The organism is Streptomyces sp. NPDC096324 (assembly GCF_044763015.1).
Classification (GTDB): Bacteria; Actinomycetota; Actinomycetes; order Streptomycetales; family Streptomycetaceae; genus Streptomyces.
Map to the genome: position 1 here is coordinate 334,387 of NZ_JBIWFK010000008.1, position 25,143 is coordinate 359,529.

Sequence of the window (25,143 nt, forward strand, 5' to 3'; positions counted from 1 at the left end):
CGCGTGAACCACGGCAGCCGTCCGTCGATCTACAGCGACGAGTGCCGGTGAACGTCCGGCACCTGAACATCTCAAATCGGGGGACCACATGCAGTACGGGACGCACTCCGGGCCGCGTGTCCGCGGAGCCGCTCTGGCCATGGCGGCCATGTCCGCGGCCACACTCCTCATGACCGCCTGCCAGCCCGGCCCGGACACCGCGGGTTCCGGCACCAGCTCGCCGTCGGGCACCGCGAAGAAGCCGGCGGCCTCGGCCTCCGCCTCCCCGACGCCCGCGAAGCCGTCCGGCGGGACGGGAGCCACGGCCGAGCCCGCGGGCGACTCCTCTCCCAAGACCCCCGCCTCCGTCCCCGCCACCGCGACACCGGCGACGAAGACTAAGACGTGCGCGGCGGAGTCCCTGAAGGCGTTCATGTACCAGGCCGACGTACGGCCCCCGGGCACCGGAACCGGTGCGGCCGTCGTCGAGTTCACCAACATGTCCGGAGCGACGTGTGCCCTCCAGGGGTATCCGACCGTGGCGGGCGCGGCCAACGGCTCCCCCGAGAAGAACAAGCCGCTGACCGTGAGCCGGACGGGCCCCTCGGCCACGGTGGTGCTCGCCCCCGCCGCGAAGGCCTGGGTCAAGATGACGTTCGTCCAGGTCCAGGGCGAGGCCGACGGCTACTGCGTGTCCGGGTCCACCCCGGTCAGCTACCCGACTCTCGTGGTGGGTCTCCCCTCCAGCGGAGCGCACCAACTCGCCATCGAGGGCGGCGGAGTGCTGGCCGAGTGCGACGACAAGGTGACGGTCACGGCCGTCACCGCGACGAAGCCCTCCTGACCGTCACCGGCGCGCCGTCACCGCCGCCGCCACGGCTGTGCACCGGCGGCTTCGGCACCCGCCTGCGTGGGGCGTCCCGCGAAGCCGTCCCCAGGTTGCCGGAGCGGGGCCGTGCCGGTCACGGCCCCGCGTGCGGCGACCGGATCGACGCACCGGGCGGGACCTATGGACCGGGTCCGGCCCGGTCCTGGGGAACGGGCCTCCCCGCACCCGGGAAGCGTGGCTGGACATGATGCCGACCACGGTGAGCCCGGTCGCCGCCGGGCCCTGCGCGAGGTGTGGTCGCGCCGGGTCCGGGGCGTGTCGTACGCCACGTCCGGGGTCCGGGAATGCCGACAGCCGGTGCGCTGTTACAGCTCACGTAACTGATTGGCATGCGCGAGTCAAGGCCCGTGCGTGGTGGGTGAAGGAGGACCTCATGGCACGCAGTACCGCGCGCCCCGTCGTCAAGCTCAGGTCGACGGCCGGGACCGGCGTCACGTACGTGACGCGCAAGAACCGCGTGAACGACCCCGACCGACTGGTCCTGCGCAAGTACGACCCGCTGGCGGGCCGGCACGTCACGTTCCGGGAGGAGCGCTGACCGAACGCCGGGCGTACCCGGCGGACGTACCCGTCGTAGCACCGGCGTATCCGCAGTCGAACCTGCCGTAAAAGAGGAGGGAACCCCATGAGGCCCGACATTCATCCCGCATCCCGTCCGGTCGTCTTCCGGGACCGTGCCGCCGGCGTCGCGTTCCTGACGCGATCCACCGCGCGTTCGGCCAAGACGATCGAGTGGGAGGACGGCGCCGTTCACCCGCTCGTCGACGTGGAGATCTCGTCGGCGAGCCACCCCTTCTACACCGGCAGGTCGCGGGTCCTGGACACCGCCGGCCGCGTGGAGCGCTTCGAGCGCCGCTACGGCCGCGCGGCGTCGAACCGGCACTGACCGCCGGGGCGCGCCGAGTTCGGCGGAAGGCAGCACAGAAGGAGGACAGGCCATGAAGGTACGCGCGTCACTGCGCTCACTGAAGTCCATGCCCGGGGCCCAGGTGGTCCGCAGGCGCGGGGTGGTCTTCGTCGTGAACAAGAAGAACCCGCGTCTGAAGGCCCGCCAGGGCTGACGGCACATCAGATGAGGTAATCCGGTCCGGCCGGCACACCACGTGCCGGCCGGACCGACGCGTGCGGACCACGCCGCGGCACGTCGTCGACCGGCCCGGCCCGCGGCTCACAGACGCACCGGTGTGCCGGGAGTTACGATCACGAGCGTGACGTGCCCTTCCTCCGCGGACGACGGATCGCCCGCGGAGACCGGTGCGGTGGATGCGCTGGATCCGATGCGTGACGGTCGCGCCGGGCGAAGTACTCCGAGGGGAGCCGTTCGTGACCACGGCCAGGGACTTGTTCATCATCACGATGGACAAGGAGCCGCAACGTTCTGTGGGGCAGGGCGACCTGTCGCTCGCCCTCGCCGGAGCCGAGGTGATCGATCTTCTCGCCGGCGAGGTCATCACGCTGGACGGTGACCGGATGACACCGGCGAGACAGCCGGCCACGAACGACCGTCTTCTGGGCGAGGCGGCGTCCTCGCTCGTGCGGCAGGTTCCGTACGAGCGCGTCGAGGACTGGCTCTGGCGCAGGGGGCGCGATCTGGCCAAGGCCTATCAGACCGACCTCGAACAGGCGGGTCAGCTCACCCGGCAACGGCGGAGCCGACTGCCGTTCGGCGGCGAGCGGATGGAACTGGTGGACTCACCGGCCCGCAGCCGGGCGATGCACCGCTGGGCGGCGGACGAGCCCGTCCTCGCCGCGCTCGCCGAAGTCGTCGGCATCCCCGCCGAGGAGGCCGACGACAACTCGTCGGTCGAGGACGAGGCGGTGACGACCGTCCTGGTCGCCGTGCACGACGCGGTGATGGAACTGGAGGCCGTCCGCCAGCGCCGGGCCATCGAGAACGCCGCGTTCGCCAACATCTGGCGCGGCGCCTGAGGCGACCCGGGCCGACCAGGGCCCGTCCCCGATGGGCGACCGCCTCGACGCGGGCGGTTCGCCCGACGCTCGGGAGCGGCGGAACGGCCGTACCGCGCGGGGCCGACGCCGCAGGGCAGGCGCCCGCGCCACGAGTGCCGGCGCCCCCGTCATGAGAGCTGGGGTCCACGTCACGCGGGCCGGGATCCATGTCACGAGTGTTGGCGCCCACGTCCCGAGGGCCGGGTGTGATCGGTGACGGGCGCGGGGGAGGCCGGTGCGCCGTCCCCCGCGCCCTGGGTCACTCGGACGCCTCGCGGGCCCGCCGCTCGCTCTCGCGCGCTTCCTGGAGGTGTGCGTCGACGCGCTGCCCCCGCCGGGGCAGCAGCGAGTCCGTGACGCGTTGGAGCGTCTTCGTCAGCGGATGCTTGTCCTGCCCCTGGGCGGAGACCCGCGCGGCGGACGTGGCGTCGCGGTACTCGGCCATCTCGGAGAGTGCCGCGTGCGCGAGCTCGGTCGCCTCCCGGTACAGGTCGCGCGACTTCGTCATCGCCTCCAGAGCCTCGGAGTACGAGGCCACCAGGGTCCGCGCGTGGACGAGTTCCTCTTCGAGGGTCAGCAGGCTCCACTCCTCGCGCAGCGCCGCGAAGGCCGCCGCGGCGTCGTCCGGCAGCGGCCAGGGCAGCGCCGCGAACTGCACGATCTTGTCGAGGAGTTCCGTGGGCTCGGAACCGTCCAGGAAGACGCTGCGCACCCTGAACGCCTGCTCGTCGAACCCGATCCGCGCCGGTGTGCCGGACAGGATGACGGCGCCGCCCCGCGGCACGGACGTCCCGAGGTCGCCGATCGCCCAGTTGACGGCGTGGAACTGCTCGGGCGTGGCCCGGTGTTCCACGACGCGGTGCAGCAGCGCGGGCGGCAGCAGCCGGACCAGCGGGAGGCGGCCCTCTGCGTCGGGAGTCATCGCCTCGTGCACGACGACGTTGATGCTCCAACTGTGCCGGGCGATGTCCTTGAGCAGACGGCGCAGCGCCGCGTCGTCCTTGGGCAGCGGGTTGACGTCCTGGAACAGCAGCCCGGCCGCGGCGTCACGGTCCCAGGAGAGGTCGCTCCGCTCGGGCCAGAGGAGCGCGGCGGGGGAGGTCCACCCGGGATCCCAGGGCCGCTCCGCCTCGGCCGCCAGCGTCCAGCGCCGCTCGCCGTCCACGTGCGGACGTCCGTCGGTGGTGAGCCGCGCCCGCACGGTCACCTCGTCCTCGACGAACCAGCGGGCCTCGAAGACGTGCCCGTCCGGCGTCGTGGAGTTCTCCTTCTCCAGGAAGTCCTGGATCCTTTCCCTGTTCTTCAGTTCCCGCAGGTGCTCCCGGATGGCCGCCTGCGGGGCGGGACCTGTGTGGCGCCCGGCGGCCAGCCAGACCGTTTCCGGGGCGGTGAGACGCTCTGTGGAGGACTTCGGCATGAGTCACTTTGCTGCTGGGGTGTGGTGTGCCCTCCCAGTATGGTCGCCTTTGGCCAGGAGCCGGGAGGCGAGGCCCCTCGGGATCACGGACCTCCGCCATCGGGTGACTATGGGCTTTTCGTTGACGATTGACTGTTTTGGGGTCATCGCGAAGATTCCGAGCGAGCCCCTGACCCCGGCGCCGGCCCGCCCGCGGCGCGGACCTGCGCGGATGCGGGACGGGTCGCGACCGGCCGGAACCTCGTCGACGGGAGGACGCCGGTAGGGTTGCGGTCGGAGAAGGGGCGGACGCCGATGCGGCAGCGGGTGACCATGAGTGATGTGGCGCGGGCCGCGGGAGTCTCGTCCGCCACCGTCTCGTATGTCCTGAGCGGAAAACGTCCGGTCACGGAGGAGACGCGCACAGCGGTCGAATCGGCCATCGAGCGGCTCGGATTCACCCTCAACCCCGTCGCCCGCAGCCTCCGTACGGGCAAGTCCACCATGGTCGCCCTGGTCGTGCCGGACATCGCCAACCCCTTCTACGCGCTGCTCGCCCGTGCCATCCAGGACGAGTTGCGCGGCCGGGGCTACCACGTGCTGGTGAGCAGCACGGGAGCCCGGCGGGACGAGGAGGAGGCGCTGCTCCACGAAGTGGTGCACCAGCGGTTCGCCGGCGTCGTGATGACGCCGTTCCGGCTCCCCACCGACGCCTTCGACGTGCTGCGCGCCGCCGGAATCCCGGCGGTGGTCAGCGCCGACGTCTCGTTCGGTGACGTCGATCTGGTGACGCCCGACGCCGACGGCGCGGTCCGTGAGGCGCTGGCGCACGTGGCGGCCACCGGCCGGCGCCGCATCGGGGTGATAGCCGGTCCGCTGGACGCCGCGGGCGGTGATCCGCGCCTGGAACGCGTCCGGCGGCACGCGGCCGATGCGGGGCTGCGCATCGCGCGGGAGCACATCGTCCACGGCGAGCACACGCGCGAGGCGGGAGCGGAGGGCTTCGAACGGCTGATGCGCGCGCGGCTCCGGCCCGAGGCGGTGCTGTGCGGCAACGACATCACGGCCGTCGGCGCCATGGACACGGCCGAGCGTCTCGGGCTCGACATTCCCGGCGATGTGTCGCTGGTGGGGCACGACGACATCGAGTTCGCCTCGCTCGTCCGGCCGCGTCTGACGACCATCCGCTACCCGGCGCGCGAGGTCGGCCGCGTCGCGGCCGGGCTCCTCCTGGAGCAGATCGACGGCCGGACGAGGCGAAGGACCGTGCGGGTCGGCACGACCTTCGTGGCGCGCGCGTCGGTCTGACGGCCGCGGCCTCCTCGACCGCGCGCGGCCGTCCGGCAGGCGTGAACCGCCGCCCCCGGTAAGCCTTTTCCCTCGCGCGCCTTTGCCCGATCGATAGTCGAGGCCGGTGGCGTAATCGATTACGTTGCGCGAGACTGAGGGCCGGACGAGCACCGGCCGGGGGTCCGCGACCCCTGACCCGTCATCGGTCTGCCGTATTTGGCAGGGAATGACCCGCTCGTCGATGTGCGCTGCCTGTAAACAAATTCAACCAGCACCTGTTTGCTTTTGAGTGACTGAGTCGCGAAAGCCAACATCGTCGACGCTGTCGTGCGGCGCGTCGCGTGGGGGTCGGCGGACCGGGCGAGGTGATGGGCCCGATGGTCCGTACCAGTGGCGTTACGCCCTTTTGCGAGGCCCATGAGGGTAGTCCGTGACGTGTCGGTCACGTTTCGAGTAAGGCGGGTGCGAGGTCTTGACGCGGTGGCGACATGAGGCTGTCATTACGCCCACGTTGTTCGGTCGAGTTGGTTTCTGATCGATTTCGGCCTCCCCGCCGACCAACTCGACCGAACCCTGCCCTCAGGAGCCGTCATGCACCTTCCCCTCTCGGGTCTGTCCGCCCCAACGCCCAGTCGTCGCACCCTCATCCGCGGAATCGGCGGCGCGGTCGCCCTCGGCGCGGGCGTACCCCTGTTGAGCGCCTGCGGCGGCAGCGGCACGGCGTCGGACCCCAAGACGGTCACCGTCGGCTCCAACGCGTCCGACGCCGTGCCGAAGAAGGCCTTCGCCGACGTCTACGCGGACTTCAAGAAGCAGTCCGGCATCGCGGTCGACGTCAACACGAAGGACCACAACACCTTCCAGGAGCAGATCAACTCGTATCTGCAGGGCACGCCGGACGACGTCTTCAACTGGTTCGCCGGGTACCGCATGCAGTTCTTCGCGGCCAAGAAGCTCGCCTCGCCGATCGACGACGTGTGGGCGAAGATCGGGGACAACTTCCCCGAGGCGATGAAGAAGCTCAGCAAGGGCGAGGACGGCAAGTACTACTTCGTCCCGATGACGACGTACCCGTGGGCGGTCTTCTACCGCAAGAGCGTGTTCCAGCAGTACGGCTACAAGGTCCCCACCACGTGGGACGAACTCATCGCCCTGTGCAAGCGGATGAAGAAGGACAAGCTCGTCCCGATCGCCTTCGGCGACAAGGACGCCTGGCCCGCGATGGGCACCTTCGACCAGATCAACTTCCGCCTCAACGGCTACGACTTCCACGTCCAGCTCATGGCCGGCAAGGCCTCCTGGACCGACGCCAAGGTCAAGGCCACCTTCGACCACTGGGCCGAACTCCTCCCGTACCACCAGGACGGCTTCATGGGCCGCACCTGGCAGGACGCCGCGCAGACGCTGGTCGCCAAGAAGGCCGGCATGTACCTCCTCGGCACCTTCGTGGCCCAGCAGTTCACCAAGAAGGAAGACCTGGACGACCTCGACTTCTTCCCCTTCCCGGAGATCGACTCCGCGTACGGCCAGGACACCGTGGAGGCGCCCACCGACGGCCTCATGGTCAGCAAGGCCCCCAAGAACCATGCCGGAGTGCTCAAGCTGCTGGAGTACATGGGCAGTCCGGCCGCGGAGGAGCTCTACCTCAAGGGCGACCCGAGCGTCGTGGCCGCCTCCAGCAAGGCCGACACCTCCGCGTACTCGGCGCTCCAGAAGAAGGCGTTCGACATGATCGGCGGCGCCAAGACCCTGACGCAGTTCATGGACCGCGACTCCCGGCCCGACTTCACCTCGACGGTGATGCAGCCCGGACTCCAGAAGTTCCTCCAGAACCCCAAGGGCGTGGACAGCTTGCTGTCGTCGATCGAACGCCAGAAGAAGCAGATCTTCGCGACCGCGTGAGCGACATCATGACCACCGAAACGACGACGAACTCCCCGGAGGCGGCCACCGAGCCGCCCCCGGGCGCCGCCTCCGCACCGAAGCGGGCAGCACGGGGCCGAAGGCGCCTGCTGACCCGCCGAGACCGGTTCACGCTCGCCCTCATGGCGGGCGTGCCCACGGTCCTGCACGTGGCCCTGGTCTGGGTCACCGCCCTCGCCTCCATCGCCCTCGCCTTCACCACCTGGGACGGCATCGGGTTCGACTCGATCAAGTGGGTGGGCCTCGAGAACTTCAAGCAACTCTTCAACGACAACCCGCAGTTCTGGCCCGCCCTCCAGCACAACGTCATCTGGTTCGTCGTGCTCATCCTGATCCCGACACCGCTCGGCCTTTTCCTCGCCGTCCAGTTGGACAAGAGGATCCGCTTCAGCCGCGTCTACCAGACCGCGTTCTTCCTGCCGGTCGTCATCTCGATGGCGTGCATCGGATTCGTCTGGCAACTCGTCTACAACCCGGACACAGGCCTGATCAACAGTCTCATCGGCGCCAACGAGCCCGGCCACTACATCGACTGGATCGGCGACCCCGACCTCAACCTGTGGGCCGTCCTCGTCGCGGCCTCCTGGCGGCACACCGGCTACATGATGATCCTCTATCTGGCCGGGCTCAAGGGCGTCGACCCGTCCCTCAGGGAGGCCGCCGCGCTCGACGGCGCCAACGAGTGGCAGACGTTCAGACACGTCATCTTCCCGACGCTGCGCCCCACCAACACCGTCGTGCTGGTCGTCACCATCATCGAGTCGCTGCGCGCCTTCGACCTGGTCTTCGTCTTCAACAAGGGCGCCCAGGGGACCGAGTTGCTCTCGATCCTGGTGACCAACAACATCATCGGCGAGTCGAGCCGCATCGGGTACGGCTCGGCGATCGCCGTGGTCCTGTTGGTCATCTCCCTCGTCGTGATCGTCCCCTACCTGATCGCGACCTTCCGGAAGGAGCGACGAGCGTGAGCGCCTCCACCCTCGCGACCGGAGCGCCCCGGCAGCGCACACCACTGCGCCCGGGCCGCGTCCTGCTGCACGTCTTCCTCGCCGGTACCGCCCTGGCCTGGCTCGCCCCACTGCTGTGGGCGGTCTTCTCGGCCCTGCGCCCGTACAGCGAGACCAGCGACAAGGGCTATGTGTCCTGGCCCGACACGCTGAACCTCGACAACTTCAAGAACGCCTTCGAGCAGTCGGACATGACGCACTACTTCGTCAACACCCTGCTGATCGCGGTGCCGGCCGTGCTGCTCACCCTGTTCCTGTCGTCGATGGTCGCGTTCTACGTCAGCCGCTTCGACTTCCGCCTCAACCTCGCGCTGCTGCTGGTCTTCACGGCCGGCAATCTGCTTCCGCAGCAGGTCGTCATCACCCCGCTCTACCGGATGTACCTGCTCACCGACCTGCCCGGCATCACGGCGAGCGGCAAGCTGTACGACTCCGCGCTCGGCCTCGTGCTGATCCACGTGGCCTTCCAGTCCGGGTTCTGCGCGTTCGTGCTCAGCAACTACATGCGCTCCCTGCCGGACGAGCTGACCGAGGCGGCGCTCGTGGACGGAGCCTCGGTCTGGCGGCTGTACTGGCAGATCACCCTGCCGCTGTGCAAGCCCGCCATGGCGGCCCTGGCGACCCTGCTGTCGATCTGGATCTACAACGACTTCTTCTGGGCCCTCGTGCTGATCTCGACCGGCGAGAACATGCCGATCACCTCGGCCCTGAACAACCTGTCCGGCCAGTACTTCACGGACCCCAACCTGGTCGCCGCCGGCGCCCTGCTCACCGCGATTCCCACGCTCGTCGTGTACTTCGCGCTCCAGCGGCAGTTCGTCAGCGGTCTGACCCTCGGCGCCAACAAGAGCTGAGACGACACCACCCGAAACTCCCAGGCGGCTCCACGTGAAAGAGAACGACGTGCCCCCATCCTTCACCCCCGTGGCCTCCGTACCCGTGGACCCGCGCACCGCGCGGGTCCACGAGGAGGGCTGGCAGTCCTGGAGCCCCAGCGGCTCCTACGCCCTCGACGACACCCCGTATCGCCCGACGAACGACAACTGGGCGACCGTCTGCTACCGGCCGGGCCGCACGGCCCCGCCCGCGACCTTCCAGGGCGAGGGACTGCTCGCGCTGGACCCGGGCGACGGCTCCCCGGTGCGGCTGTGGGCGGCGTCCGACCCGGCCGTCTCGGTGCCCTCGATCCGGCTGACCGTCCACGACGGCCGTGCCGAGATCAGCGCCGACGGCGCGGTCACGGAGTCCGCCCACGCCGGACCGGACGGAATCCAGGGCGCGCTCGCCGCCTGGGCCGACGCCCTCGCGATCCCCGCCCCGCGGCCCGCGCCGACGGTGTGGTGCTCCTGGTACGAGTACTTCACCGCCGTCACCGAGGACGACATCCACGAGAACCTCCGCGCCATGGACACCCTCGAACTCCCCGTCGACGTCGTCCAGATCGACGACGGCTACCAGAGCGCGCTCGGCGACTGGCTCACCCTCTCGGGCCGTTTCCGTTCCCGCGCGGCCCTCGCGGACACCATCCGCGCGCGCGGCCGTCGCGCGGGGATCTGGACCGCGCCGTTCCTTGTCGCGCCGCACAGCGAACTCGCCGCACACCACCCCGAGTGGCTGGTCCACGACGAGCGGGGCGCGCCCCTGCACGCCGGTCACAACTGGGACCACGACCTGTACACCCTCGACATCACCCACCCCGAGGCCCGGTCCTATCTGACCGACGTCTACGCCACCCTGCGCGCCGAGGGCTACGACTACTTCAAGACCGACTTCCTCTACGCGGGGGCACTGGACGGCGCCCGGCACTCCGGGGCCGACGCGCTGACCGCCTACCGCGACGGAATCGCCCTCATCCGCGAGGCCATCGGCCCCGACGCCTACCTCCTGGGCTGCGGAGCGCCGGTCCTCCCGTCCATCGGCCTGTTCGACGCCATGCGGGTCAGCCCCGACACGGCCCCGCACCGGCGCCCCGAAGCCGGCGACCACAGCCAACCCGGCCAGGACGCCGCCGAGTTCACCGGCACCGGCCGCCAGTGGCAGCACCGGCGCCTGTGGATCAACGACCCCGACTGCCTGATGGCCCGCCCCGTCGTCGAGACCCGCGAACGCTGGGCGGCCCATGTCGAGGCCACGGGCGGCCTGATGGCCTCCAGCGACCGACTGCTGTCCCTCGACGAGTGGGGCGTGGCCACCACCCGCCGACTGCTGTCCTCGGGACACGCGCCGGCCTCGGGAGGAGCCGCATGAACGCCGAACGCACCCTCTCCGTCCCCGGCATCGTCTACGGCGGCGACTACAACCCCGAACAGTGGCCCGAGGAGATCTGGGCCGAGGACATGCGCCTGATGCGCGAGGCCGGCGTCACCATGGTCAGCGTCGGCATCTTCTCCTGGGCCCTCATGGAGCCCTCCGAGGGACGCTTCGACTTCACCCGCATGGACCGGCTCCTTGACCTCCTCCACGAGAACGGCATCGCCGCCGACCTCGCCACCCCCACGGCCGCTCCGCCCGCCTGGTTCTTCCGGGCGCACCCCGACGCGCTCCCGGTCGACCGGCACGGCCGCACGCTGACGTACGGCAGCCGGCAGACGTTCTGCCCGAGCAGCCCCGCCTACCGCGCGGCGGCCCTCCGAGTCACGGGCGCGCTCGCCGAACGCTACGCCGCCCACCCGGCCGTCGTGATGTGGCACATCCACAACGAGTACGGCTGCCACAACGCGGCCTGCTACTGCGACATCAGCGCGCGGTCCTTCCGTGACTGGCTGCGCGTCCGCTACGGCGACGACCTGGCGTCCCTCAACCACGCCTGGGGCACCACGTTCTGGAGCCAGTGGTACTACGACTGGGAGGAGATCCTGCCGCCCCGCGCCACCGGGGCCGTCCCCAACCCCACGCACCAGCTCGACTGGCGTCGCTTCTGCTCCGACGAACTGCTGTCGCTGTACACGGCGGAGCGGGACGTCCTGCGCGCGGCCGCCCCCGCGACACCGGCCACCACCAACTTCATGGTCATGGACACCTTCGACGCGCTCGACTACTGGCGGTGGGCGCCGGAACTCGACATCGTTTCCAACGACCACTACCTGATGTCCGCCGACCCGGCCTCCGAGATCGACGTCGCGCTCTGCGGCGACCTCACACGGTCGCTGGCCGCAGGGCCCTGGCTGCTCATGGAACACTCCACGGGCGCCGTGAACTGGCAGCCCGTCAACCGGGCCAAGGTTCCCGGCGAGATGCGCCGCAACGCCCTCGCCCATGTGGCCCACGGCGCCGACGGCATCGCCTACTTCCAGTGGCGGGCCGCGAAGGCGGGCGCCGAACAGTGGCACTCGGCGATGCTGCCGCACGCGGGCACGGACAGCCGCATCTGGCAGGACGTCGTCCGCCTCGGCGCCGATCTCAAGGCCCTGGCCGAGGTACGCGGCAGCACCGGCACCGCCGAAGTCGCCATCGTCTGGGACTGGAACGCCCGTTGGGCACTGGAACTGCCCTCCCAGCCCAGTGGCGACCTCCGGTACAAGGATCTGGTCCGTGCCTGGTACGAGCCCCTGTGGCGGTCCGGCGTGGCCGTCGACTTCGTCCGCCCGGACGTGGACCTCTCGGCCTACCGCCTCGTCCTCGCCCCGAGCCTCTACCTCGTGGACGAGGCCGGCGCCGCGAACCTGACCGGCCATGTCGAGCGCGGCGGCACCCTCGCGATCGGCTTCCACAGCGGGGCCGTCGACGAGAACTGCCACATCCGGCTGGGCGGTTACCCGGGCGCCTTCCGCGACACGCTCGGCATCCGCGGCGACGAACTCTTCCCCCTCCTCCCCGGCGAGTCGGCCGGACTGACCGGCCAGGTGCCCTCGGGCGCCACGGCCACGCTGTGGTCGGAACGGCTGCGCCTGAACGGCGCCGAGCCCATCGCCACGTACACGGACGGTCCCCTGGCGGGGGTCCCGGCGGTGACGAGACACCCCCACGGCGCGGGCACCGCCTGGTACCTGGCGACCCTTCCCGACCCGGACACCCTCACCGCCCTGCTGGACCGCATCCGCGCCGAGGCCGGGGTCACCGACGCCGGTGACCTGCCCCCGGGAGTGGAGACGGTCCGCCGCCGGGGCCGCGACGCCGACTACGTGTTCGTCATCGACCACGCGGGCCGGGGCGCGGACATCCCGGTCCCCCCGGGCACCACCGAACTCCTCACCGGCAAAACCCTGTCGGGCTCCCTGCGGGTCGATCCGGGGGAGGTGGCGGTACTGAGGAAGCCGCGGGCGACGGGCGGGTAGCCGCCGGATCAGTCGGGGGGCGGGAGCAGGGGGCCCAGCGGGCCGAGGTCGAGGTTGAGGTCCTCCATGGTGAGGCCGTGGGTCGCGCACAGGTCGCGCATCCGGTCGTGCAGGACCATGAGCGTCGTACCCAGCCGTTCCTCGTCCTCCTCGCTCAGATCACCCTGGTCGACCCGGCGCAGCGCCTGACGTTCCATGACCTGCCGCAGCAGTTCGACCAGCGTCAGGACCAGCCGCATGAGATCACGCTCGACCGTGTCCGGGTCGGTGTTGATCCGCCCGGCCGCGGCGCGCCCCCGCGTGCCGGGTCGCGGCCGGTCCGTGGGCGCGGCCGGCAGCAGCCGGAAGGCCCGGGCCGCGGCCTCCGCCGCCTCTTCCAGGGGGTCCGCGGCGCCCTGGGTGCCGTCGTCCTCAGCCGGCATGGCCGCCTCGCGGGGGAGCGGACCGGTCCCAGGGCGACGGATTCTCCGCGCTGACGGAGACGATCAGCGCGCGCAGCGAGATCCGTACGAGATCGATGTCGGCGATGGACAGCATCACGTCACCGGTCAGGACCACCCCTCCGGCGAGCAGGCGGTCCAGCAGGTCGACCAGCGCGACCTGACGGTCCGGCAGCGGCTCCAGGGAGGCCGAGGCCGAGGGGCCGGGCACGGTCATGGCGCGACACCCCGTACGTCGCCGCCGGTTCCGCCGGTGCCCGCCACGTCGTCCGTGGCCTCCTGGGGTGGCATCGCGAAGGAGTACGGGGCCCACGGGCCGGTGACCTCCACGCGGACCCCCGGCAGGCCCCGGCCCGCTCGGGCGGCCTCCTCGCGGAAGGCCTCGCCGTGCCCGCGGGGCACCAGGAACGCGTCGTTGAAGACGTTCTCGCCCGCGTCGTCGCCGGCCAGGGGGCCCTGCTGGGGCCGGTGGGCCGCCCGGTCGGTGGCGTACGCGCGGGCCACGTCCGCCACACGCTCGGCCGCCTCCTGGGCCGCCCGATAGACGGCCTCCCGGTCGCCGCGCTGCCGTCTTCGGGCGCTGAGGTAGGCCCGCCCCGGAGTCGTGTCCGCCGACGCGGTGGACTTTGGCGCGGACTCGGCGGTGGCTGCGGCCGCCTCGACGTAGATCTTCACTCCCCATTCGACCTGGTCCGCCAGGTGATCCAGACGCTCGGCGAACACCGGGATCGCGGAGCGCAGCATGTCGCGTGCGCTGTCGTCGTCGACATAGACGGTGGCCAGCCGCAGCGGCAGCGCGGGGGTCAGCGCCGTGACCTCCTCCACGATCGCGTGGTGGGCCCGGGCGACCGCCTCCAGCCAGTTCAGGTCCTCCAGATGCCGTCTGAGCCCCTCCTCGCGGAAGTCCGCGGCCGGCACCGGGCTCACCACGAGAACGATCGCCGTCGCGTCGCCGTCCTCCCCGCCCTCGGCGATCAGGTGGACCGGGGCGCCGGAGACTCCCGCGAGTCCGGCCAGCGTCGGGGCCAGGTCCGGGTGCGCGCGTGCCACGGCGTACGCGTAGGTGACCGGTTCACTCGTTCTCGTCGTCATCGCGATCAGCCCTTCGGCGGGTGGTGCCGCGCGGTTCCGGCTCCACCTCGGGGATGCCCCGGTCCCGGCGCAGGGCGTTCAACTCGGCACGCAGCCGGCGGTTCTGCTCGGCCAGCGAGTGCTCGTCCCCGGCCCCCGACGTGAGCGAGGGGTCGTGTTCCCACCAGTCGATGCCCATCTCCCTGGCCTTGTCGACCGAGGCGACCAGCAACCGGATCTTGATCGTGAGCAGTTCGATGTCGAGGAGGTTGATCCTGATGTCGCCCGCGATGACGATGCCCTTGTCGAGGACGCGTTCCAGGATGTCGGCCAGATTGGCGGACGAGCCCTGCGCGTACTGCGGTGTGGCCCGGGACGGATAGTCGCCCAGGCGGTTGGAGAGCGGTTGACTCACGACGGTGTCCTCGAGTTCTCCCGGGTCGGGGCCGGGATGCGATCGGGATCGGGCCGGTCAGGGCGGGCCGCCCTGTTGGTACGCCCTGATCTCGTCCAGTCGGTCGAGCAGTTGGTCCTCGACCCGGTCGAATGTCTCCTCGTCGATCTCACCGGCGTTCAACTGCCTTTCCAGCTCGGCGAGTTGGAGCCGTATCGGCGCGGGGTCGTAGTACTCGTCCTCCGCGGCCTCCAGAACCCGGTCCATCACCCAGGCGACTCCGCGCACGGGTGCCAGGGGGAGCGTGACGAGTTGTGTGAACAGGCCCATGACCTCTCCATCAGCTGAAGCTGTACGGAGGGAGGGGGCCGTTGAGACGGAACTCGAACCCCTCGCCCATCTGGTGCGCCAGGCTCAGCTCCGTGGCGAGGAAGAGCTCGTCCTGCTCCTCGCTCACCAGGAACGAGACGTTGAGGAAGTCCGTACCGGTGGGCGGAGAGGAGTCGATCTCCCGGGCGAACGGGCGCAGCGCCTCGATCACGCCCGAGGCCAGTGCCTCCTGGCGGGCCCGGACCTCGTTGGCGACCATCTCGCCGAGCCGTACGGCCGTGTCGGGGGCCGCCGTGCCGGCGCGGATGTCGTCGTTGAGCTGCCGGGCCTGCTCCGAATCCGTGAGGATCTCCCGCAGCAGCATCTCCTCGTCCTGCGACGCCTTCAGGTTGTACTCGACGCAGCCCTCCAGCAGGCGCAGTCGGTCGGCGTACTCGTCGCCGCGCTCCTCCAGTGTCTGCTTGACCGTGTCCTCGTCCGGGGCGGTGTAGCCGAACCTGAGGGGCAGCACGGTGCCGTCCGCCAGCAGACGCTGCTGCACCTCCTGGTGACGGCCGATGTCTCTGCGTTTGGGGCGCAGTTCCTCCGGTGCGTCGCTCACGACCGCGCAGAGCGGCCCTGCGGTCACCGTGCGCAGCGGGGAGGCCGCAGCGCCGACCCCTTCGAGCCCGTCGAGGCGCAGCGGATGGTCCTTGAACGTGATCGAGTAGATGTATACGGCCATGGCTCACTCCTCCGCGCGGGACGTGCTGCGCTCCCGCCGGGAAGATCGCTTGGCAGGCCGCCGCCGTCGTTCCACCGTCTCCTCCTCTTCCTCCTCGTCGTCGCCCTTGCCTGTCACTCCCCGGAGGGTGTCGGTGACAGCCTCGGCGGCGCCGCTCAGGGCTCCCTTGGACTTGCCCTTCGCGCCGGACTCCATCGTGTCGCCGACGATGTCGGTGAGCTTGGACGGTGCCTTGTCGCCGGACTCCAGGTCGAGGCGGTTGCACGCCTCGGCGAAGCGCAAATAGGTGTCGACGCTGGCGACGACGATGCGTATATCGATCTTCAGGATCTCGATGCCCACGAGGGACACACGGATGAAGACGTCGATGACGAGCCCGCGGTCGAGAATCAGTTCCAGAACGTCGTAGAGAGTGCCGGATCCGCCGCTCCGGGCGACGTTGCCACTACTCTGCGGCACCATGGTCATGGTGCCTCCCTTCACCGGCGTGATGTATCAGCGCCGGTCGATCTGTCCACGCGTATAGCGGCGCTTCCTCTCGTAGGCCACCAGGTCGCCCTTCTTGTCCAGGGTCACTCGGTAGGTGGCCATCACGCTGGTGGTCTCGGGGACGCGCTCCAGTTCGAGTACCTCCACATCCGCCTCCCAACCGTCGTCGGTGGGTCTGATCGCGGAAACGGACTCGGGGGCTCGGCCGAGCAGCGTGTGGAGTTGTTCCACCGCCGAACGGATGGCATGGGCCGCGCCTCCGGAGCGTGAGCGGGCCGCGCGGTCACCGGTGGGCCGCCGGCGCGCGGCACCACCGTCGGCGCTCGGTCGCCGTTTGGCGGGCTCTGCTGCGGCCATGGTGTCTCCGGTCGTCGGGAGGGACGCCGTACTTGGAAAAAAGCGTGCAATCTCATCATATAGGGGTACTTGGGGCGTCAGGTGTGGACGGCCTGCCCTGAGGCCGCCCGCTGAGCGCGTGGCTCCGGGGGAGGTGAGGGCTGCGTGGTCCGAAGGGAAAAGGTTCATGGATGACACAACCAAGATCGCTCTGGCCGCGGCTGTCGCCGGAGGCTACCTACTCGGGCGTACGAAGAAGGGCCGCCTCGCGTTCGCCGCGGCCACGTATATCGCCGGGCGCCGATTCGCTCTCGATCCGAAGCAGTTGGCCACGGAAGGGCTGAAGCGGCTTTCGGACGTACCGGGTGTCGCGGAGCTCCAGGAGCAGGTGCGCGGCGAACTGATGGACGCCGGCCGCAAGGCCCTGGCGGCCACGGCCGACCGCCGCCTCGGTGAGCTGGCCGACAGCCTCCACGCACGAACACTGCGTGTCGGCGAGAAGCCCGAGAGGGACGAGGACGAAGAAGAGGGCGAGGGCGACTTCGAGGAGGACGCGTACGACGAGGACGAGGGTCCCGACCAGGCGGACGACGAGCGCGACGACGCGTACGAAGACGAGTACGAGGAGGACGAGGAGGACGAGGGCGACGGCGAACCCGAGGGCGAAGCCGAAGAGGAGGAGCCGGAGGAAGAGGAAGAAGAGGAAGAGCAGGAAGAGCAGCCCGAGCGGCCGCGAAGGCAGCGCCGGGGCGCACGGGAGGCGGAGGGCGGGCGCGCCGCCGGATCCCCGCCCGGCGGGACCGCGAAGAAGGCCGCGAGGAAGAGCGCGCCTTCGGCCGCCAGTGGTTCGGGCAGGAGGCCCGCGGCGAAGAAGACCGCGGCCAAGAAGACATCGGCGGCGGAACGGCCGGCGAAGAAGGCCGCGAAGAAGACCTCGCCCCCGGCGAAGAAGACCGCGGCGAAGAAGGCGCCCGCGAAGAAGGCAGCTCCGGCCAAGAAGGCCGCGGCCGAGCGGTCCCCCGCGAAGAAGAGCGCCGGCGCCGCGAAGAAGACCGCTCCGGCGAGGAAGACCGCAGCGAAGAGGGCGCCCGCCAAGAAGACCGCCGCGAAGAGATCTTCGTCCAAGACGGCCAAGAGCGCTTCCGGACGACGGAGGTAGGGCCATGGCCACCAAAGAACGCGAGAAGGACAACGCCGGAGTCTCGGGCCTGGACGCGCTGCGCGACGAGCTCACCGACTTCCTGGGCGCCCAACTGGAACACCTGGTGGAGAAGGCCGGTGACAAGGTCGCGGACGTCACCGACAACCTCTTCGACTCCGCCGAGAACGGCGGCCCCCTGCTCGGAGCCGGTTCTCGCATCCTGCAAGGGGAATCGCCGCTGAAGGCGATCGTGTCGGAGAAGGCCAAGAGCGCCAAGGACAGCGTCGTCGGCAAGGTGAAGGAGGCCTTCGGCGGCGGGGGCGGCGGCAAGGCCAAGTCCGGCAGCACCAAGGTCATGAACATCATCGAGGTGCTGGACGTCGGTGTCCCGGTCCGGAAGGCCTACGACCACTGGACCCAGTTCGAGAAGTTCAGCAGCTTCACCAAGGGTGTGCGCAGTGCCTCCCAGGACGGCGAAGGCGGCAGCGACTGGAAGGTCAAGGTCGGCCCGTCCACCCGGAGTTGGAAGGCGACCGTCCAGGAACAGGTTCCGGACGAGCGGATCGAATGGACCTCGGAAGGCGCCAAGGGCAGTACACGCGGCTGCGTCAGCTTCCACGAGCTCACACCGGACCTCACCCGCATCGTGGTCGTCGTCGAGTACTACCCGTCCGGCTTCTTCGAGAAGACCGGCAACATCTGGCGCGCCCAAGGCCGCCGTCTGCGGCTGGACTTCAAGCACTTCCAGCGCTACGTCACGCTCACCGACGAGGAAGCCGAGGGCTGGCGCGGCGAGATACGCGGCGGCGAGGTGGTCCGCACCCACGAGGAGGCGCTGGAGGAGGAGGAAGCGGCAGCGGGCGAGGAGGACGAGGAAGGCGCGGAGGACTACCAGGACGAGGAGCTCCCCGAGGAAGAGGAAGAGGAGGACGAGGAGCTCCCGGAGGCGGACGAAGAGGTCCCGGAGGAGGACGGCGAAGCGGGGGAGGAGTACGACGAGGAGGACGGGGAGTACGAGGACGAGGACGAGGAGCAATAGGGACGAGCACCCGGGCACGCCGCGTGGGCATGCCGACAGGGCACGGCCCCTTGCCACCCCGTAAGGCGCGGACCTCGCGTGGGCATGCCGACAGGACACCGTCCCTTGCCACCCCGTAGGGCACAGGCCTCGCCGACCCCGTAGGGCACGGACCTCGCCGACCCCGTGGGGCACCGGCCCCGCCACCCGGCCGGGTCCGGTGGCTGCGGGATGCGCGATGCGGCGCGGCCGGTTTCCTCCCGCCCCGGCGGGGGACCCGTGGCGACAGCCCGGAGTCGCACGAACACCGGACCCGACGGGTCCGGAGACAGGCCGAGCCGGGACCGACCGAAAGGATGAGAAGGAGCCATGACCGCCGACATCGGGACCAGGAGCACCTCGCGACCGGAGACGGGATGGGCGCAGGCGCGCCGCCGGCGCCGGACCGACCCGCGGACCTGCCTTCCGGCGACAGCCGGGACATCGGCCCGCCAGGACCGGACCGCCCCCGACTGGAACATCGTCAGGGGTGAGGACTGACCGGACGTCACTTCTCCGTACGGCCCGGCCCGTCCGCGGGCCGGGAAGCCGTCACGGTTCGTTCGGGCCTAGGAAAGCCGACACGGGTGGGCGTCAGGAGGCGGAGTCCGTCTCGGAGCGCAGCCGGCGGATCTCGTCCGCCGGAGGCCGCCGCACGCCCTCGTCCACCAGGCGCTCGGGCATGTCGTCGTCCGGGATCAGGTGGACGTCGGCCTGCTCGGCGGGGTCCGCGTCTCCCTCGGCACCGACGTCCTCGGCGATCATGTCGTGCTCGGCGTCGACGTGGGCGCCCACGTCGAGGGCCAGGAACCTCTCCTCGGGATCGGGGCCCACCTCGTTGTCGAGGGGCTCGCCTCCGTCGTCCCTGAGGTCGTCCGACTCGTCGTCCTCGTCGGGGTCCCGCAGGGCCGGATCCGTCCGCTCCTCGGCCAGCTTCTCGTCCAGGCTCTCCCCCTGGCGCTGTTCACGCGCCGTGGTGCCCAGGTGGTCCACGGCGAGCGGGCGCTCGGGCGGCGACCACCCGTCGTCGAAGGGGTCCGAGCCCCGGTATTCGAGGGTGTCCTCCGGATCGAGGATGCCCTCGTCCTCGCGGATGTCGGGACCTCCCGGCTGGTAGACCTCATCACCCATGACGTCGTCCTCGCTCTGCTGCCCGAGACGGGCACGATCCTCCGGACGGATCCGAATGTCATCGGCCCATGTCTCCAGGCTCACCCAGCACACCGGTTCCGGCATGCCGGAACCGCGTGCGATCACGGAGGGTCACCGAACGGCGGGCGATGATTCTCGATCTCCACGTTTGGTACCCGTGGGACGGGTCACCCGACTCCTGACACTCGAAGCCGATCGTGATGGGGAGTGAGACATCGTGAGTGGCGAGCAGAAGGCCAAGGCCAAGATGGAACAGGCCAAGGGCAAGACGAAGGAAGCGGCCGGGCGCGCCGTGGGCAACGAGCGGATGACCGCCGAGGGCCGGGCCGAGAAGGCCAAGGGCGACGCACGGGCGGCCAAGGAGAAGACGAAGGACGTCTTCAAGGGCTGACAAACGCCGAAAGGGCGGAAGGCGGACTCCCGGTCTCCGGGAAGCCGGCACGGCCGCCAGGCCGACCACGTGGGGCCCGTTCCGGGGAACGGGCCCCACGGTCGTGCGCCCACCGAGGACCCGGGACCGGTCAGCGCCCGCCGAGGACCCGGGACCGTCAGCGCCCGTTGAGGGCCCGGGACCCAGCGCCGCCGAGGGCCCGGGAACGCTCAGCGCCCGCTGAGAGCCCGCCGCCGGCCGCTCCGGGCCGACCGCACGGCGAGAGCGCCGCGCCGGGGCGGACAACGTCCGCCCACCCCGCCGTCAGCCGTGCGCATGGCGCGCGGCCCCCCGAGCTCGTGTTGCCCCGCGCCCCCACGGGCCGAAGATGGTGGGGGGCGGCTGAGAGGAGTCCCCGGCGTGGAACCGGACGCGCAGGAAGACGGACGAGGGGACCCCGCGCGAGGGCCGGCCGAGGGCGCCGATCCGCGGCGTTGGCGCGCCCTGTGGGTCACCCTGACGGCCGGGTTCATGAGCCTGCTCGACGTCACCATCGTCGCCGTCGCCCTGCCCTCCATGCAGCGCGCCCTGCACGCCTCCGCCCCGTCGATCCAGTGGGTCGTCTCCGGCTACGCCCTCACCTTCGCCCTGGTTCTCGTGACGGCCGGACGACTGGGCGACGCGATCGGCCGACGGCGGATCTTCCTCCTGGCCCTGGCCGCCTTCGTCCTGTGCAGTGCCGCGGCCGGCGCCGCGCCGACGATCACCCTCCTCGTCGTCGCTCGACTCGCCCAGGGCGTGGCCGCCGGGTGTCTGGCACCGCAGAACTCCGCCCTCATCCAGCAGATGTTCCGGGGTGCCGAGCGGGGGCGGGCGTTCGGGCTCTTCGGCGCGACCGTCGGCATCTCCAGCGCGGTGGGCCCCGTCATCGGCGGCCTGATCCTGATGCTCGCCGGCGGGCCCCAGGGCTGGCGCTGGATCTTCTACGTGAACGTGCCGGTCGGCGCCGTCGCCTTCCTGCTGGGCCTGCGACTGCTGCCCGAGGTCGCTCCGCGCCGCCGGGAACGGCTCGATCTGCGCGGCGTCCTGCTGCTCGGCAGCGGGGTGCTGGCGCTGATGCTTCCCCTGATCCTGGCCGAGTCCGGCGGCGTACGAAGGCTGTGGTGGCTCTTCCTGGTCGGGCTGGGCCTTCTCGTGGTGTTCGCCTGGTGGGAACGGCGGCTGACGGCGGCCGACGGGCAGCCGCTCCTGGATCCGCGCCTGGTGACGAGCACCCGAGGCTACGCCGCCGGAGCGGCCATCGCCGCCCTGTACTTCGTGGGGTTCAGCGGGGTGTGGCTGGTGTTCGCGCTGTACTTCCAGAACGGCCAGGGCTTCTCCCCGCTGCGCTCGGGGCTCGCGGTGACCCCCTTCGCCATCGGTTCGGCCGCGGCGGCCGTGGTGGCCGGACGGCTCGTCGAGCGGCTGGGCCGGCTGCTGACCGTCTGCGGCCTCACCGCGGTCGCCCTGGGGCTCGGCGGTGCCGTGCTGATCCTGCGCCTCGCTCCCGGGGATCAGACCGTGTGGTACGCGGCGCCGGCCCTGTTCGTCGGCGGGCTGGGCAGCGGATGCGTCATCTCGCCGAACGTCACGATGACGCTCCGGGACGTGCCGGTGCGGATGGCGGGCGCGGCCGGCGGCGCCCTGCAGACGGCCCAGCGGCTGGGCGGCGCCGTCGGTACGGCGGCGCTGCCGGGGCTTTTCTACATGGTGCTCGGCACGGGACGGCACGACTTCCGCTCGGCCCTGGTGATCGCCGTCGGCTCCGGGATCGTGGCCATCCTGTGCGCCCTCGCCCTGGCGGTTCACGACTGGCTGCGCGACCACGAACCCCGGTCGCCGGGCCGCCCCTCCGGGACGCCGCACGAACACACCCACGTGCATCACCCCTGAGACGCGCACGAGGGAAACCGGCCGTGGGGAAGCCCGGGCCGTCGGCCCTGCTCACAGCCAACGCACAGCGGCCGAAAAGGTGTGACGGGCGGATGAACTCGCAGTAGGTAATGGCCAGTTCAAGCCGAAGTCTTGTCCGCTCCATGACAAGGTCATCAGATGGGTGTCACTCTGCTGTCGGCCATGCACGCTTCGTACACGCACCAGTGACCTCATCCCCTCCGGAACGTCCCCTTCCCGCGCACCCGCACCCCGACGATTCACGCGCCGCCGACTCCGCGAGCGCCATCGTGCGGCAGTCGCTGCGGCGCCGCTTCCCGCCCGGGTCTCCACGGACCGGCCGTACCCGACGGCCGGGCCGCCCGGGCCACCCCCCTCGCAGATGGAGATGACCTTGAACCGGCAATCCCCTTCCGCCCCCCGGCGCAGACGCGCCGCCCTCCTCGCCCTCACCGCCGCGAGCTCGTTACTGGCGCTCGCCGTCCGCCCGGCTCCCGCGTCCGCGGCCCCCGCCGATCCGTCGCCCACCAGGACCGTCGCCCGCGTCGCCGCCGAACCCCGGTCCGCTGCCCGCCAGGTCCCGCTGTCGCCCGCCCGGCGTGCCGCGCTGGTCAAGAGCGCGGGATCGGCCGCGAGTGCCACCGCCGAGCGCCTCGGCCTCGGTGCCCGCGAGAAACTCGTCGTCAAGGACGTCACCCAGGACGGCGACGGTACGACCCATACGCGCTACGAGCGCACCTACGCGGGACTGCCGGTGCTCGGCGGTGACCTGGTCGTGCACCTGAAGAGCGGCCGGAGCACCGTGTCCGAGGCGAGCCGGGCAGCCGTCGCCGTACCGAGCCTCACGCCGAGGATTCCCGCCACCGTCGCCGCGGCCAAGGCCCTCGCGCTGAGCCGGAAGGCGTCCGTCACGGGGTCCCGTGCCGACGGAGCGCCCCGGCTCGTCGTCTGGGCCGCGGGCACCCGCCCGGTCCTCGCCTGGGAGTCGGTGGTCGACGGCGTCCAGCGCGACGGCACACCCAGCGAACTGCATGTCGTCACCGACGCGTCCTCGGGCAAGGTCGCCTCCCGGTACGAGGCGGTCGAGACGGGCACGGGGACGGGCCAGTACGTGGGTACGGTGCCGCTCTCCACCACGCCGTCCGGATCCTCGTACCAACTGGTCGACGCCGACCGCGCGGGCCATCGCACCTACGACCTCAACCAGGGAACCTCCGGCACCGGCACCCTGTTCACGGACGACAACGATGTCTGGGGCAGCGGCGCCCAGAGCGACCGGCAGACCGCGGGTGTCGACGTCGCCTACGGAGCGGCGGCGACCTGGGACTACTACAAGCAGGTCTTCGGCCGCAACGGGATCCGTAACGACGGGGTCGCCGCCTACAGCCGGGCCCACTACGGCAACAACTACGTCAACGCCTTCTGGCAGGACAGCTGCTTCTGCATGACCTACGGCGACGGCGCGAGCAACACGCACCCCCTGACCGCCCTCGACGTCGCCGCCCACGAGATGAGCCACGGCGTGACCGCGGCCACCGCGGGCCTCACCTACGCGGGAGAGTCCGGCGGTCTCAACGAGGCGACCTCGGACATCTTCGCCGCGGCCGTGGAGTTCCACGAGAACCTCGCGGCCGACGTGCCCGACTACCTGGTCGGCGAGAAGATCGACATCCGCGGCACCGGCGCGCCGCTGCGCTACATGGACAAGCCCTCCAGGGACGGTTCCTCCCGCGACTACTGGGACTCCTCGCTGGGCGGCATCGACGTCCACTACTCCTCGGGACCGGCGAACCACTTCTTCTACCTGCTCTCCGAGGGCAGCGGCGCGAAGACCGTCAACGGAGTGTCGTACGACAGCCCGACCCACGACGGTCTGCCCGTGACCGGCATCGGCATCGAGAACGCCGCCGGGATCTGGTACCGCGCGCTGACGACCTACATGACGTCCTCGACCGACTACGCCGGTGCGAGGGCCGCCACGCTGCGGGCCGCCGGCGACCTCTACGGGGCCTACAGCCCCACGTATCTCGCCGTCGCGGACGCCTGGGCGGCCATCAACGTCGGGGACCGTATCGCCCTCGGGGTCAACGTCGCCCCGCTCACCGACCAGACGTCCGGGGTCGGCCAGGAGGTCTCCCTCCAGGTGGACGCCTACACCACCAACACCGGTGCGAGCCTGACCTACACGGCCACCGGGCTGCCCGAGGGACTGTCCATCGCCGACACCGGACTGATCTCCGGGACCCCCGTCACACCGGGGACCAGCGACACGACGGTCACGGTGACCGACAGCACCGGCGCGGCCGTGTCGGTGGCCTTCCACTGGCGGATCGCGTACGTCTACGCCAACAGCACCCGCGTCGACATCCCCGACGTCGGCCCGGCGGTCGAGTCGCCCATCACGATCACGGGCCGGCCGGGCAACGCCTCGGCGACCACCGAGGTCTACGTCAACATCGTCCACACCTACCGCGGTGATCTGACGGTCGATCTGGTCGGCCCCGACGGAACCGTGTACTCCCTGCTGAACCGCAGCGGGGGCTCGGCCGACAACGTGGACCAGACGTTCACGGTGGACGCCTCCGCGCAACCCGTCGACGGCACCTGGAAGCTGCGCGTCCGCGACCTCGCGTCGATCGACGTCGGCTACATCCAGCAGTGGAGGATCACGCCCTGATCCTCAACTGACCCGATCCCGCCCGGACCGCAGTCGCGGTCCGGGCGGTCCGCTGTCCGCGCCACTCCATGGCCGCGGGTGTCCCGCCCCCTCCGGGCGGCGGGACGCCCGCGGCCATGCGTCGTCTTCAAGCCTTGACGGAACCGGACGTGCTCCCGCCCGTCGGAGACGCCCCGCGTCCAGGTCGCGACCCCGGAGCGCCCCGCCAACGCGGGCCCGGCACACACAAGTTGAAGAATCTCGTGTCACGGGACTTGCCACCCAGATGGTTCATTACTTAAATCAAAGCGTGAACTAAGCGCGCCGGAAGGCCGGTTCACAG

At 70.7% G+C, this 25,143-nt stretch carries 27 protein-coding genes; 17 read left to right on the top strand and 10 right to left on the bottom strand.

The window, feature by feature from the left end; translation table 11 throughout:
- Positions 1-88: 88 nt before the first annotated feature.
- The 5 genes from ACIQ7M_RS23965 to ACIQ7M_RS23985 all read left to right on the top strand — a co-directional run bounded on the left by ACIQ7M_RS23965 (position 89) and on the right by ACIQ7M_RS23985 (position 2,797).
- Entirely contained in the window at positions 89-823 is a 735-nt protein-coding gene (locus ACIQ7M_RS23965; protein ID WP_403647675.1) for a DUF4232 domain-containing protein, read from the top strand.
- 418 nt (positions 824-1,241) lie between these two features.
- Positions 1,242-1,406 carry a 50S ribosomal protein L33 gene (gene rpmG, locus ACIQ7M_RS23970; RefSeq protein WP_384794120.1) on the top strand — a complete coding sequence of 55 codons (165 nt, stop codon included), beginning with the start codon at positions 1,242-1,244 and terminating at the stop codon, positions 1,404-1,406.
- A gap of 87 nt (positions 1,407-1,493) precedes the next feature.
- Complete coding sequence (locus ACIQ7M_RS23975; protein ID WP_403647679.1) at positions 1,494-1,754, top strand: type B 50S ribosomal protein L31; 261 nt, start codon at positions 1,494-1,496, stop codon at positions 1,752-1,754.
- 52 nt (positions 1,755-1,806) lie between these two features.
- Entirely contained in the window at positions 1,807-1,929 is a 123-nt protein-coding gene (ykgO, locus tag ACIQ7M_RS23980; protein WP_361693717.1) for a type B 50S ribosomal protein L36, read from the top strand.
- A 262-nt stretch (positions 1,930-2,191) separates the two neighbouring features.
- Entirely contained in the window at positions 2,192-2,797 is a 606-nt protein-coding gene (locus ACIQ7M_RS23985) for a GPP34 family phosphoprotein (RefSeq protein WP_386984041.1), read from the top strand.
- Positions 2,798-3,077: 280 nt separating this feature from the next.
- On the opposite strand, the gene ACIQ7M_RS23990 is transcribed toward ACIQ7M_RS23985, so the two are convergent.
- Complete coding sequence (locus ACIQ7M_RS23990; protein WP_403647683.1) at positions 3,078-4,235, bottom strand: hypothetical protein; 1,158 nt, start codon at positions 4,233-4,235, stop codon at positions 3,078-3,080.
- A gap of 312 nt (positions 4,236-4,547) precedes the next feature.
- Between ACIQ7M_RS23990 and ACIQ7M_RS23995 the strand changes: the two genes are divergently transcribed.
- The 6 genes from ACIQ7M_RS23995 (at position 4,548) to ACIQ7M_RS24020 (ending at position 12,708) form a co-directional block, all read left to right on the top strand.
- Positions 4,548-5,522 (top strand): LacI family DNA-binding transcriptional regulator, encoded by a 975-nt coding sequence (locus ACIQ7M_RS23995; RefSeq protein ID WP_403647686.1) that lies wholly within the window; start codon positions 4,548-4,550, stop codon positions 5,520-5,522.
- 573 nt (positions 5,523-6,095) lie between these two features.
- Positions 6,096-7,406, top strand: coding sequence for an ABC transporter substrate-binding protein (locus ACIQ7M_RS24000; protein WP_403647689.1), 1,311 nt, complete (start codon positions 6,096-6,098; stop codon positions 7,404-7,406).
- Between the two features lie 8 nt (positions 7,407-7,414).
- A complete protein-coding gene (locus ACIQ7M_RS24005; protein WP_403647693.1) occupies positions 7,415-8,395 on the top strand; it encodes a carbohydrate ABC transporter permease in 981 nt (326 codons plus the stop codon).
- Complete coding sequence (locus ACIQ7M_RS24010; protein ID WP_386984047.1) at positions 8,392-9,288, top strand: carbohydrate ABC transporter permease; 897 nt, start codon at positions 8,392-8,394, stop codon at positions 9,286-9,288. The genes ACIQ7M_RS24005 and ACIQ7M_RS24010 overlap by 4 nt, the downstream gene beginning before the upstream one ends.
- Before the next feature lie 49 nt (positions 9,289-9,337).
- Positions 9,338-10,681 carry a glycoside hydrolase family 36 protein gene (locus ACIQ7M_RS24015; RefSeq protein ID WP_403647696.1) on the top strand — a complete coding sequence of 448 codons (1,344 nt, stop codon included), beginning with the start codon at positions 9,338-9,340 and terminating at the stop codon, positions 10,679-10,681.
- Positions 10,678-12,708 (top strand): beta-galactosidase, encoded by a 2,031-nt coding sequence (locus ACIQ7M_RS24020; RefSeq protein WP_403647699.1) that lies wholly within the window; start codon positions 10,678-10,680, stop codon positions 12,706-12,708. Before ACIQ7M_RS24015 ends, ACIQ7M_RS24020 begins: the two co-directional genes overlap by 4 nt.
- An 8-nt stretch (positions 12,709-12,716) precedes the next feature.
- Here the strand turns inward: ACIQ7M_RS24020 and ACIQ7M_RS24025 are convergent, their stop codons facing one another.
- The 8 genes from ACIQ7M_RS24025 to ACIQ7M_RS24060 are packed head-to-tail and all read right to left on the bottom strand — an operon-like array spanning position 12,717 to position 16,513.
- The gene (locus ACIQ7M_RS24025; protein WP_403647702.1) at positions 12,717-13,130 is read right to left on the bottom strand and encodes a gas vesicle protein K; all 414 of its coding nucleotides are present in this window, start codon (positions 13,128-13,130) and stop codon (positions 12,717-12,719) included.
- Positions 13,120-13,365, bottom strand: a complete 246-nt coding sequence (locus ACIQ7M_RS24030) for a gas vesicle protein (protein WP_382780063.1) — start codon at positions 13,363-13,365, stop codon at positions 13,120-13,122. Before ACIQ7M_RS24030 ends, ACIQ7M_RS24025 begins: the two co-directional genes overlap by 11 nt.
- Positions 13,362-14,240 carry a GvpL/GvpF family gas vesicle protein gene (locus ACIQ7M_RS24035; RefSeq protein ID WP_403647705.1) on the bottom strand — a complete coding sequence of 293 codons (879 nt, stop codon included), beginning with the start codon at positions 14,238-14,240 and terminating at the stop codon, positions 13,362-13,364. Before ACIQ7M_RS24035 ends, ACIQ7M_RS24030 begins: the two co-directional genes overlap by 4 nt.
- Positions 14,221-14,634 carry a gas vesicle protein gene (locus tag ACIQ7M_RS24040; protein ID WP_403647708.1) on the bottom strand — a complete coding sequence of 138 codons (414 nt, stop codon included), beginning with the start codon at positions 14,632-14,634 and terminating at the stop codon, positions 14,221-14,223. Before ACIQ7M_RS24040 ends, ACIQ7M_RS24035 begins: the two co-directional genes overlap by 20 nt.
- Before the next feature lie 57 nt (positions 14,635-14,691).
- Positions 14,692-14,943 carry a gas vesicle protein GvpG gene (locus ACIQ7M_RS24045; RefSeq protein ID WP_403647711.1) on the bottom strand — a complete coding sequence of 84 codons (252 nt, stop codon included), beginning with the start codon at positions 14,941-14,943 and terminating at the stop codon, positions 14,692-14,694.
- A gap of 10 nt (positions 14,944-14,953) precedes the next feature.
- Positions 14,954-15,667, bottom strand: a complete 714-nt coding sequence (locus ACIQ7M_RS24050) for a GvpL/GvpF family gas vesicle protein (protein WP_403647714.1) — start codon at positions 15,665-15,667, stop codon at positions 14,954-14,956.
- Between the two features lie 3 nt (positions 15,668-15,670).
- Positions 15,671-16,135 (bottom strand): gas vesicle structural protein GvpA, encoded by a 465-nt coding sequence (locus ACIQ7M_RS24055; protein WP_403647717.1) that lies wholly within the window; start codon positions 16,133-16,135, stop codon positions 15,671-15,673.
- Positions 16,136-16,162: 27 nt separating this feature from the next.
- On the bottom strand, positions 16,163-16,513 hold the full coding sequence (locus tag ACIQ7M_RS24060) for a gas vesicle protein (RefSeq protein ID WP_403647720.1): 351 nt from the start codon (positions 16,511-16,513) through the stop codon (positions 16,163-16,165).
- 166 nt (positions 16,514-16,679) lie between these two features.
- On the opposite strand from ACIQ7M_RS24060, the gene ACIQ7M_RS24065 reads away from it, so the two are divergent.
- From ACIQ7M_RS24065 to ACIQ7M_RS24075, 3 genes are all read left to right on the top strand, one after another.
- Positions 16,680-17,651 (top strand): histone protein, encoded by a 972-nt coding sequence (locus tag ACIQ7M_RS24065; protein ID WP_403647723.1) that lies wholly within the window; start codon positions 16,680-16,682, stop codon positions 17,649-17,651.
- Positions 17,652-17,655: 4 nt separating this feature from the next.
- Positions 17,656-18,672, top strand: coding sequence for an SRPBCC family protein (locus ACIQ7M_RS24070; protein WP_403647726.1), 1,017 nt, complete (start codon positions 17,656-17,658; stop codon positions 18,670-18,672).
- 348 nt (positions 18,673-19,020) lie between these two features.
- Positions 19,021-19,191, top strand: coding sequence for a hypothetical protein (locus ACIQ7M_RS24075; RefSeq protein ID WP_403647729.1), 171 nt, complete (start codon positions 19,021-19,023; stop codon positions 19,189-19,191).
- Between the two features lie 93 nt (positions 19,192-19,284).
- Here ACIQ7M_RS24075 and ACIQ7M_RS24080 read toward each other — a convergent pair whose 3' ends face one another.
- Positions 19,285-19,821, bottom strand: coding sequence for a DUF5709 domain-containing protein (locus ACIQ7M_RS24080; protein ID WP_403647733.1), 537 nt, complete (start codon positions 19,819-19,821; stop codon positions 19,285-19,287).
- A gap of 238 nt (positions 19,822-20,059) precedes the next feature.
- Between ACIQ7M_RS24080 and ACIQ7M_RS24085 the strand changes: the two genes are divergently transcribed.
- The 3 genes from ACIQ7M_RS24085 to ACIQ7M_RS24095 all read left to right on the top strand — a co-directional run bounded on the left by ACIQ7M_RS24085 (position 20,060) and on the right by ACIQ7M_RS24095 (position 24,821).
- Complete coding sequence (locus tag ACIQ7M_RS24085) at positions 20,060-20,233, top strand: CsbD family protein (RefSeq protein WP_386984072.1); 174 nt, start codon at positions 20,060-20,062, stop codon at positions 20,231-20,233.
- Between the two features lie 399 nt (positions 20,234-20,632).
- Complete coding sequence (locus ACIQ7M_RS24090; protein WP_403647737.1) at positions 20,633-22,144, top strand: MFS transporter; 1,512 nt, start codon at positions 20,633-20,635, stop codon at positions 22,142-22,144.
- A gap of 388 nt (positions 22,145-22,532) precedes the next feature.
- Positions 22,533-24,821, top strand: a complete 2,289-nt coding sequence (locus ACIQ7M_RS24095) for a M4 family metallopeptidase (protein ID WP_403647740.1) — start codon at positions 22,533-22,535, stop codon at positions 24,819-24,821.
- The last annotated feature ends 322 nt before the right edge of the window (positions 24,822-25,143 follow it).

Excerpts from the sequence above, each read along its gene's own strand:
- ACIQ7M_RS23965 (WP_403647675.1), top strand. The coding sequence starts at position 89 with ATGCAGTACGGGACGCACTCCGGGCCGCGTGTCCGCGGAGCCGCTCTG.
- rpmG (WP_384794120.1), top strand. The coding sequence starts at position 1,242 with ATGGCACGCAGTACCGCGCGCCCCGTCGTCAAGCTCAGGTCGACGGCC.
- ACIQ7M_RS23975 (WP_403647679.1), top strand. The coding sequence starts at position 1,494 with ATGAGGCCCGACATTCATCCCGCATCCCGTCCGGTCGTCTTCCGGGAC.
- ykgO (WP_361693717.1), top strand. The coding sequence starts at position 1,807 with ATGAAGGTACGCGCGTCACTGCGCTCACTGAAGTCCATGCCCGGGGCC.
- ACIQ7M_RS23990 (WP_403647683.1), bottom strand. The coding sequence starts at position 4,235 with ATGCCGAAGTCCTCCACAGAGCGTCTCACCGCCCCGGAAACGGTCTGG.
- ACIQ7M_RS23995 (WP_403647686.1), top strand. The coding sequence starts at position 4,548 with ATGAGTGATGTGGCGCGGGCCGCGGGAGTCTCGTCCGCCACCGTCTCG.
- ACIQ7M_RS24000 (WP_403647689.1), top strand. The coding sequence starts at position 6,096 with ATGCACCTTCCCCTCTCGGGTCTGTCCGCCCCAACGCCCAGTCGTCGC.
- ACIQ7M_RS24005 (WP_403647693.1), top strand. The coding sequence starts at position 7,415 with ATGACCACCGAAACGACGACGAACTCCCCGGAGGCGGCCACCGAGCCG.
- ACIQ7M_RS24020 (WP_403647699.1), top strand. The coding sequence starts at position 10,678 with ATGAACGCCGAACGCACCCTCTCCGTCCCCGGCATCGTCTACGGCGGC.
- ACIQ7M_RS24025 (WP_403647702.1), bottom strand. The coding sequence starts at position 13,130 with ATGCCGGCTGAGGACGACGGCACCCAGGGCGCCGCGGACCCCCTGGAA.
- ACIQ7M_RS24030 (WP_382780063.1), bottom strand. The coding sequence starts at position 13,365 with ATGACCGTGCCCGGCCCCTCGGCCTCGGCCTCCCTGGAGCCGCTGCCG.
- ACIQ7M_RS24035 (WP_403647705.1), bottom strand. The coding sequence starts at position 14,240 with ATGACGACGAGAACGAGTGAACCGGTCACCTACGCGTACGCCGTGGCA.
- ACIQ7M_RS24045 (WP_403647711.1), bottom strand. The coding sequence starts at position 14,943 with ATGGGCCTGTTCACACAACTCGTCACGCTCCCCCTGGCACCCGTGCGC.
- ACIQ7M_RS24050 (WP_403647714.1), bottom strand. The coding sequence starts at position 15,667 with ATGGCCGTATACATCTACTCGATCACGTTCAAGGACCATCCGCTGCGC.
- ACIQ7M_RS24055 (WP_403647717.1), bottom strand. The coding sequence starts at position 16,135 with ATGACCATGGTGCCGCAGAGTAGTGGCAACGTCGCCCGGAGCGGCGGA.
- ACIQ7M_RS24060 (WP_403647720.1), bottom strand. The coding sequence starts at position 16,513 with ATGGCCGCAGCAGAGCCCGCCAAACGGCGACCGAGCGCCGACGGTGGT.
- ACIQ7M_RS24065 (WP_403647723.1), top strand. The coding sequence starts at position 16,680 with ATGGATGACACAACCAAGATCGCTCTGGCCGCGGCTGTCGCCGGAGGC.
- ACIQ7M_RS24070 (WP_403647726.1), top strand. The coding sequence starts at position 17,656 with ATGGCCACCAAAGAACGCGAGAAGGACAACGCCGGAGTCTCGGGCCTG.
- ACIQ7M_RS24075 (WP_403647729.1), top strand. The coding sequence starts at position 19,021 with ATGACCGCCGACATCGGGACCAGGAGCACCTCGCGACCGGAGACGGGA.
- ACIQ7M_RS24080 (WP_403647733.1), bottom strand. The coding sequence starts at position 19,821 with ATGGGTGATGAGGTCTACCAGCCGGGAGGTCCCGACATCCGCGAGGAC.
- ACIQ7M_RS24095 (WP_403647740.1), top strand. The coding sequence starts at position 22,533 with ATGACCTTGAACCGGCAATCCCCTTCCGCCCCCCGGCGCAGACGCGCC.